The 9081-nt window shown below is 45.6% G+C and carries 5 protein-coding genes; 4 read left to right on the top strand and 1 reads right to left on the bottom strand.

Annotated elements, in window-relative coordinates; all coding sequences use genetic code 11:
* Positions 1-4: 4 nt before the first annotated feature.
* Complete coding sequence (locus F6J99_RS36080) at positions 5-4186, bottom strand: glutamate synthase-related protein (RefSeq protein ID WP_293120422.1); 4182 nt, start codon at positions 4184-4186, stop codon at positions 5-7.
* A gap of 929 nt (positions 4187-5115) precedes the next feature.
* Here F6J99_RS36080 and F6J99_RS36075 point away from each other — a divergent pair.
* The 4 genes from F6J99_RS36075 to rpsL all read left to right on the top strand — a co-directional run bounded on the left by F6J99_RS36075 (position 5116) and on the right by rpsL (position 8901).
* A complete protein-coding gene (locus F6J99_RS36075; protein WP_293120420.1) occupies positions 5116-7176 on the top strand; it encodes a phosphodiester glycosidase family protein in 2061 nt (686 codons plus the stop codon).
* A gap of 315 nt (positions 7177-7491) precedes the next feature.
* Complete coding sequence (locus F6J99_RS36070; protein WP_070395713.1) at positions 7492-7920, top strand: cupin domain-containing protein; 429 nt, start codon at positions 7492-7494, stop codon at positions 7918-7920.
* Positions 7921-8096: 176 nt separating this feature from the next.
* Positions 8097-8441 (top strand): iron-sulfur cluster assembly accessory protein, encoded by a 345-nt coding sequence (locus F6J99_RS36065; protein WP_293120418.1) that lies wholly within the window; start codon positions 8097-8099, stop codon positions 8439-8441.
* Positions 8442-8529: 88 nt separating this feature from the next.
* Entirely contained in the window at positions 8530-8901 is a 372-nt protein-coding gene (gene rpsL, locus F6J99_RS36060) for a 30S ribosomal protein S12 (RefSeq protein ID WP_008179640.1), read from the top strand.
* Positions 8902-9081 lie beyond the last annotated feature (180 nt).

The following is a 9081-nucleotide window of genomic DNA, read 5'->3' as shown; positions in this document are numbered from 1 at the left end:
GGATCTAGGCACCAAAGCTTTGACCCGCAGCTCCCTTGAAGTTGAGAGTAATGTGTCCATCGAAACCACTGTTACCATACTGCTTGGCAATTACCCCAGCAATTCGAGCCCCTACAGTACGGTCAGTGTTTACAATCTCAACATCTTTAGTCACAGACCCATGGTTTTGAATCGCATTCGTCAGGTCAGCGTCAGCCAGCAGTTGATCATCTAGCACTGGTCCGTTGCTGTGCACATCCTTATGGTTGAGCCAACTGCGGTCTGTGCGAGTATCAGGCAGCTGAGTCAGACAATCTAGATTCAACATAGATGTCTTAGTCAACTCAAGGCCCTCCCGAACTTTGAGTAGATCAGCCCGACCAATGATATCCTTTAAAGAACGGTAACCTAGTTTGGCAAGAAGCGATCGCACTTCTGATGCCACAAAGTAGAAGAAGTTGACCACGTGGCCTGGAACCCCAGTAAAGCGCTGGCGCAGGCGTTCTTGCTGAGTAGCAACCCCTACTGGACATTGATTGGTATGGCAAATCCGTGCCATAATGCAACCTTCAGCAATCATCGATACCGAACCGAAACCGTACTCTTCTCCTCCCATCAAGGCAGCCATCAGTACGTCCCAACCAGTTTTTAAGCCACCATCTACCCGCAACAAAACGCGATCGCGTAGTTGGTTTTCCATCAAGATCCGATGTACTTCAGTGATTCCCAGTTCCCAAGGCACTCCAGCGTGCTTAATCGAACTCAGGGGAGATGCTCCAGTACCTCCATCATGACCAGAAATTTGGATTACATCCGCATTAGCTTTAGCTACCCCAGCCGCAACAGTTCCAATGCCAATTTCTGCCACCAACTTTACAGATACCTTAGCTTGAGGGTTAATCTGATGCAAATCAAAAATCAGCTGAGCTAGGTCTTCAATTGAATAGATATCATGATGGGGTGGTGGGGAAATTAGAGTTACCCCTGGCTTGGAACGCCGCAGCTTAGCAATGTAGGGACTGACCTTCTTACCCGGTAACTGACCCCCTTCCCCTGGCTTAGCACCTTGAGCAATCTTAATTTCTAACTGCTTCCCACTCATCAGGTACTCTGGTGTTACTCCAAAACGACCAGATGCTACTTGTTTAACCGCAGAAGAAGCAACATCGCCATTACGTAATCCCTTTAAGTGAGGTAGAGTCTGAGAATGACCAGTCTGATCCACATCATTCAGAATAGTGAAGCGCACTGGGTCTTCTCCCCCTTCACCACTGTTGGATTTACCGCCAATCCGGTTCATCGCAATAGCTAGAGTTTCGTGAGCTTCTCGGGATAGAGAGCCTAGGGACATTGCGCCGGTACAGAAACGCTTGACAATTTCCTCAACAGGTTCTACTTCCTCAATCGGAATAGTAGGTTGGTCGCTGTTAAAGTCCAACAAATCTCGTAGTGCAGTTGCTGGACGCTCTTCCAACAGTTTCCGATACACATCGTAGTGGTCGTAAGCTTCTTTGTTAGCGTCAAGGCTTGAAGGTTTAACCTGCAACTTGCTAACGTCCAACTCTTTGTGATTTTTACCGTTGCCATTGTTAGAGGATTGGTCACGGACGAAGGAAGAAACCGCCTTGTGTAGGGCTTTAGCCATTGCAGGGCTGTTCATGTGATACTCGCCCCGAGGACGGTAATTGATAAAGCCAAAGTTTTCCAGTTTCTTAGCTGTCAGGGGGAAAGCCCGCTTGTGAAACTCCATCACTTCCTGAGCTAAATCAGCAATACTCACACCTCCCAGCCGGGATGTAGTTCCCTTAAACGCTAGTGCCAATAAATCCCCACCAATGCCAATTCCTTCAAAAATCTGAGCGCCATGGTAAGACGATAATAGGGAAATTCCCATCTTAGATAGGATTTTCAATAAACCTGCTTCTACCGCCTTGCGATAATTTTTCTGAGCTTGGTCTATGGTTAGGCTTTCCAGTTTCCCCTGGGCCATCAATTTTTGAGTTTTAGGATTAGCCCACCAATTCCGCACCGATTCCCAAGTCAAATACGGACAAACTGCTGATGCACCATAACCGATTAAGCAAGCATAGTGATGAGTACTCCAACATTGAGCCGTTTCCACAATAATCGATGCCTTCATCCTTAATCCTTGAGAGATCAGGTGGTGGTGAACCGCACCTACAGCGAACATCGGTGGAATATAGGTGTAGTTTTCAGAAAGCCCTCCAGCCGTTTTATCACTCAAAATCAGAATCGTTTTGCCAGCCCTTACCGACTCAGCGGCTTGGTCACACAAATGATTCACAGCTACTTCTAGCCCCCCCGGACCAGTAGCAATTTCAAATAAAGTAGACAGTTCAGCTGTCTCAAACCCTGAGGCTTTCACCGCTGCCAACTCCGCCTCATTGAGTACTGGGGTTTCCAGCTTTAACAACTGGGCGTACTCCGGCTTAGCTTCTAATATATTCCCTCGCTCACCCAGCTCTACACTCAACGACATCACCAAACTTTCCCGTAGAGGATCAATGGGTGGGTTAGTGACCTGGGCAAACCGTTGTTTGAAATAGTCATAGAGAAGCCGAGGCTTATTGGAGAGTACCGCCAAGGGAATATCATCTCCCATACAGAAAGTAGGTTCTTTCCCCTGGGTGCTCATCGGCTGGATGATCATTTCCAAATCCTCAGCAGTGTAGCCAAAAGCGGTCTGCTGACGCAGTAACTCAGCCGCCTCTTGTTCAGGAGCCTCAGTAAAGGGTTGGGGTTCCAATTTTACACGGTACTGCTTCAGCCATTGACCATAGGGTTGCTGAGCTGCCACCCGTTGCTTGATATCCCAGTTTTTTAGAATTTCGTTGCTTTCCAGGTCAACAGCAATCATTTGCCCTGGTCCAAGTCTGCCCTTTTCCACAATCTCGGATTCTGGCAAGTCCACTACCCCCACTTCTGATGCCACCACCACATAGCCATCCCGGGTAATGCTATAACGAGCCGGTCGTAATCCATTTCGGTCTAGGCTGGCTCCCACTGTTTTCCCATCACTGAATACTAATAGCGCTGGACCATCCCAAGCTTCCTGAATTCCACTGTAGTATTCATAAAAATCAACAATTTCCGGATAGTTATCCAAATCCGGCTGATTTTGGTAAGCCTCCGGCACCATGATCATTAATCCGGTCAGAGGACTGCGTCCAGATTGCACCAGTAATTCAAATACATTATCTAGGATGGCTGAGTCACTGTTTTCTGGATTGATAATAGGCTTGATCTCATCTAAGGAGTTATTTGGTTTAAGGTTAGTTTGAGAACCTTTAACCTTCAACCCTTTTTCCCAAACTGGATGAGCCAAGTCAGCCTCCCGGGCTATCATCCAGTTGACATTACCCAACAGAGTGTTAATCTCACCATTATGTCCCAACAACCGCATCGGTTGAGCAAGGGGCCACTTGGGCATAGTATTGGTGCTAAAGCGTCGATGATAGACAGCAAACCCACTCTGGTAATCAGGATTTTTTAAGTCTAAATAAAACTCTCCAAGTACCTCTGAGCGCACCATGCCTTTGTAGACAATCGTGCGACTGGAAAAGGAGCAAAAATACCAATCCTCAGGTACTCGGATAGTACTCTGAGATTTTAGTGCCTTAGCAATGCGACAGCGAGTTTTAAACAGCAAACGCTCCAGTTCATCTCCTATCTCCCCTTCAGAGGCTACGATCAACTGTTCCATATGGGGTTGATTGGCTTTCGCTTGGATACCCAGGATCTCGGAACGTACTGGTACCACACGCCAGCCTAATACCTTTAAGCCTTCTTGAGCAAGGACTTCCTCAACAATTGACTTACCTTGCCTAACCAACGTCTCATCCTGAGGCAAGAATACCATCCCAACTCCCAACTGCTCCGTAGGAGGCTGGTCAATTCCTTGTTCGGTGAGCCATTTTTGCAACAGTTTCCAGGGAATAGCAGTCAATAAGCCTGCACCATCCCCTGAATCTTGGTCAGCACTACACCCCCCCCGGTGTTCTAGACAACCCAGTGCCACTAGAGCTTGTTCAATCAATTTATGGGTAGCTATACCCTGGCCAGACGCAATAAAGCCAACCCCACAGGCATCTCGTTCCTCCACCAACCAACGTTGACCTGGATAGGGTATCCTTGTGTGATACTGTTGTAGATCTTCCTGGTTTTTCTGGTTATCGATATTATTCATCCAATTATTATTCACGGTGTTTAGTGATGCTTTCATTACAGATTGAGGACTATTAACCTAGTAGCAGTGACCTATAGACTGCTACTAGGCTGGAAAAATCAACAATGATTTACCATCAATGGTGAGCCAGAAGTTGGTTGGGTCTAATCCCGATTCCCTGGGTTAAACAATCTATCAAGCTTTTTTCCCTTAGAAACTCCTATCCTGAGTATCCAATGAAATCTGGTCAGCTGCTGACAAAAAAGCTACATCCTCCGACACAGAGCAACGGATGTAGTTAACCATTACAGGTTTTACCAGTAGCAACACGTAAGCGTGCTTCAACAATGGCATGCAACTAACCACCTAGCTGATGACCAAAGTGACCAGGGTTCCATGACGCTGGCATAAATCCTATAAACTTACATATATAGGTGGATAGTCATGATATAAGAAATAGGTTAGGGATAGCAATACCTAATTTCTCCATAAACCTACTGAAAATTTTACTCTCGAAGAAATTGGTGGATTTACCGTAGCAGTGATCAAGACCATTGAGCGAAACTCAAAATAGCTTTCTTAACAACTCTTTTGTACTGACAGGACTTGATCTTGTCACACTAGCCTTCATCACAGTATTAGTTTAGACCTGGTAGCATCTCCTCTCTAAATGCCTAGGTATTAGGCTCATGGTCTTAGGTCCAACGAACAGGGGGAGTTGAGAGCCTCCGTGCTTGACCCGGAGCGCTTCATACTTTTTTAGAACCCCCTTAGCCTAAATGCCTAGAGCCTAAATACCTAGAACTTAGTTGAAGAGTATGTGAAATTAGACCTTCTCTCTCTATAGTTTGTCTTGACTGATTTAGGTTATTAAAGGATAGCTTTCAGCCAAATCAGTCCTTTGAAGAAACAGGCGACTACCAGCAATCAATGCTCAATGGAACCCTTTGATGGCGACTAGAGTAACACCAAAGACCAGAATTGATACTACAAAAGTGTGGACTGATATCTCCAAGCTAGCCATTACCCTCTTGCTCGTAATTCTATTCCCAGTATCCGTAGCTACGGCAAATAGGCGAGTTGGAGCAATTGAACCCCTAATCTTAAATAGCTTTAAAGAGTTATTGAACAAGTTGCCCCCAGCAGCTGAAGATACCCCTGTCCTAGTTCAAGGTTTATCCCAAACAACCCAGGAGAACATCCTAGTTTTAAAGGGCAAGAAACTATTGGAAGAGCTACCCCCCATAGCAGATAACACCTTAGAGGTGGAGTTTTTCTCTGTCCCCCCCCAGGTGATCCGACAAGGGGTTCAAGTGTATTTAAATGGTCAACAGATCAACTTACCTTGGCAGCAATGGCTGGTGGGAAGCTCAGTGCGCACTGGCATCAGTGATGTAGGAGCGATGCAAACCTTGGGCATAGAAATGCTCAACAGTAAAGATTATACCAAGCAACCGATCCGGTGGTTTTCTAAACCCCGAAGTACATCAGTAGTTTTCCCCAGCCAAGTTAGTGGTGCTTATCGATATCTAGATATTACCGATTTTGCCAAAACAGCAGGTTGGCAGTTGCAAGTTCAGGGGGATAAGCTCTATATCTCTTCCATGCCAGCCAGGGTGAAGACTATCCGCCAGGGACGTCAGCCTTGGGGTAATCGTATTGTTCTTGATTTAGACCGCGCAACCTTCTGGCAAGTCAATGAGCGACCCACTGAAGCTGTGATTACAGTAGCTGCCTCAGCCGACCCGTCACTAGTCAAGGGTTTTAATGCTCTAGAGGCTGCCAAGCTCCAAGAGCTTGAAGATGTAGCTCCCATTTCCGTGGGCGCTCCTATGGATAAACCAGTGATCCGCTTAGAAAGCCATCAAAACCAAACTAGGCTCCGGGTGGATTTCCCCAAAGGTAAACGTCTGCGAGTTTTCACCTTGCCTAACCCGTTTCGATTGGTGATTGATTTGCGACCCGATGCCATGGTCAAGAAAGATATTCTCTGGGCACCTGGCATCCAGTGGCGTCAGCAGTTGATTAGTCTCAAAGATACTAGTTTCCCAGTGGTGTGGCTGGAGGTTGACCCCAAATCTAACCACTTGCGCCTCAGACCGATTGGCAGTAATGCTACGACGCAAGTGGGAACAGCTCCACTAATTAAAGCTGCTCAGTGGTGGCAAGCATCTGCTGCAATTAATGCTGGCTTTTTCAACCGTAACAACCAATTGCCCTTAGGAGCAATTCGCCGTGACAGTCGATGGTTATCCGGTCCAATTTTGAACCGGGGAGCGATCGCTTGGAATGATCGCGGTCACGTTAAACTAGGACGACTCAGCCTCAGCGAAACCTTAGTTACCTCAAACCGGAAACGTTTGCCAGTACTATTCGTCAACAGTGGTTATGTCAAAGCTGGCATTGCCCGCTACACTCGCGCCTTTGGACCAACCTACACTCCCTTAATTGATCATGAAATCATCGTAGTTGTCCAGAACAACTTGGTCACCGATCTCTTGCCTGGAGGAATTGCGGGTCAGCAAGCCTTTCGTATCCCCCCCAATGGTTATCTAGTTACCCTTAGAGCCAACAGCACAGCTGTTAATGATCTGAGTATTGGTACCCAAGTGCGAATTGAGGGGAGTACGTTTCCCGCTGACTTCAATGGCTACCCCCATATTCTCGGTGGTGGACCACTGCTACTGCAAGATCAAAAAATTGTTTTAGATGGCAAATCGGAACAATTTAGTGATGCCTTTATTCAGCAGTCTGCTCCACGCAGTGCTATCGGAACCACAGCTAATGGCACATTGATTATTGCTGCTTTTCACCATAGTCATACTCGACATGGCCCAACATTAAGGGAAACAGCTCAGTTGATGCAGAAATTGGGAGCCATTAATGCCCTCAATCTTGACGGGGGTAGCTCAACTGGACTGTATCTAGGTGGTCAACTCCTAGATCGGTCTCCCTATACAGCAGCACCAGTTAACAATGGTCTGGGCATCTTTTTTACACCTGTTCCCTAATACTTTAAGAAGTATTAAGTATTAAGTATTAAGTATGAAGTAATTATGAAGTTATCAGATTTATTAAGATTTTTGGAAATCACGAATCCCTTAACTATAGGTTTATTCAGCTTCAACTTAGGTCAAGATAACTATTTCTAATGTAAAGACTTTATATAAATTCAGGTAATCCACTAATTTGGCCTGAAAAATTTAGTTATAGTTTGCTAGATTTTGCGATAGTCAATTCTCTTTCATTTTGTCTAACCTAGAAGTAGTAACCAATTAGTAAACTTTCCCACAATCACTTAGCTAGACGTTTTCAGGAACAAAACCATGGTTCAGTCAAAAGAAATTTCTCAAGTTTCGGCCATTACCCTACAGTCATCCCGAGTAGCTGAAGGCGTTGCCGCTACCGAACTACGACCTTGGGGGTCTTTCACTGTCTTAGAAGAAGGACGGGGATACAAAATCAAGCGCATTGAAGTCAAGCCGGGTCATCGCTTAAGTTTGCAGATGCACTACCATAGGAGCGAACACTGGATTGTTGTCAGTGGTACAGCTAAAGTTATTTGTGGCGATAAAGAAGAAATTGTTCATCAAAATCAATCAACCTATGTTCCTCAAGGCTATGCTCATCGACTAGAGAATCCTGGTGTTATTCCCCTAGTTTTAATTGAAGTCCAGAATGGAGAATACCTCGGAGAAGATGACATTATTCGCTTTGAAGATGATTATGCCCGCAGCAAACCAGAAGGCAAATAGATTGAGTCATTAGTTTTAAGTATTTAGTTAGTAGTCATTAGTCATTAGTTGTAAGTCTTTAGGATGCCCAAAAAAGCCTTTTGGCAGTGGCAAATTAAATGACTAATGATTAATGACTATTCCTTTTTGAGGTAACATTAGCTGGTGCTAGTTGTTGCGTATAGTTAGTATCGTTAATGATTAAACTGAGTAAAGCTGCTGCGAGTGAGATTAGACGTGTACAGTCCAAGCGTCAAAAGCCAGATGCCAAATTACGTCTAGGTGTCCGCGAGGGTGGGTGTGCTGATTTTTACTACACTATTGACTTTGAGCAAGTGATCAATTCTGAGGATCAGGTCTATGACTGTGATGGCATCAGTGTCATAGTAGACCCGGAAAGCCTAAAAACTATCAATGGCTTAACTCTAGATTACTCAGAAGACCTGATGGGAGGAGGGTTTCGCTTCCATAACCCTAACGCTTCAGAAAGCTGCGGCTGCGGTAATTCCTTTCGTATAGACCCATCCAAGGCTCCAGATTGACACCAGAGTGTTAATATTGGTATAATTAGCATTGGTTTGTTTGTAGTTGATTAAGCTAAATCAACCAATGTTTATTAAGCCGTAACTCATGCCCACCATTCAGCAGCTCATTAGTAACGAGCGCTTCAAAGCTAAGAAGAAAACTAAGTCCCCAGCGCTGAAACAATGTCCCCAGCGCCGTGGTGTTTGTACTAGGGTGTTCACAACTACACCCAAAAAACCCAACTCCGCCTTACGAAAGGTGGCAAGGGTTCGTCTGACTTCAGGATTTGAAGTAACAGCCTATATTCCCGGTATTGGTCATAACCTACAAGAACACTCCGTCGTGATGATCAGAGGCGGTCGTGTGAAGGACTTACCTGGAGTGCGATATCACATTATTCGGGGTACCCTTGATACGGCGGGAGTTAAGGATCGGCGTCAAGGTCGTTCTAAGTATGGGACAAAGCGCCCTAAGTAAACTTACGAGAATTGACCCCTATTTTACGAAACTCCCAAGGCTGAAAGCCCCGCGTTTTTAAACCGGGTCAGAAGTTACCGCAAAAATAAGGCAGCCTTTATGGTTGGTCGGCTATGGGTAAAAGGGTTAAAACTTTATGATTAAGGCCAGAGACGCGCGCCTTAGGAGAGTGGAGCCTTT

Origin of the sequence: Moorena sp. SIO4G3 (assembly GCF_010692305.1) — a bacterium.
In the GTDB taxonomy this organism is placed as follows: domain Bacteria; phylum Cyanobacteriota; class Cyanobacteriia; order Cyanobacteriales; family Coleofasciculaceae; genus Moorena; species Moorena producens_A.
This window is presented reverse-complemented; position numbering and strand designations above follow the sequence as displayed.

Bases quoted from the DNA above. Each gene is read 5' to 3' on its own strand.
- F6J99_RS36080 (WP_293120422.1), bottom strand. From the start codon at position 4,186: ATGAATAATATCGATAACCAGAAAAACCAGGAAGATCTACAACAGTAT.
- F6J99_RS36075 (WP_293120420.1), top strand. From the start codon at position 5,116: ATGGCGACTAGAGTAACACCAAAGACCAGAATTGATACTACAAAAGTG.
- F6J99_RS36070 (WP_070395713.1), top strand. From the start codon at position 7,492: ATGGTTCAGTCAAAAGAAATTTCTCAAGTTTCGGCCATTACCCTACAG.
- F6J99_RS36065 (WP_293120418.1), top strand. From the start codon at position 8,097: ATGATTAAACTGAGTAAAGCTGCTGCGAGTGAGATTAGACGTGTACAG.
- rpsL (WP_008179640.1), top strand. From the start codon at position 8,530: ATGCCCACCATTCAGCAGCTCATTAGTAACGAGCGCTTCAAAGCTAAG.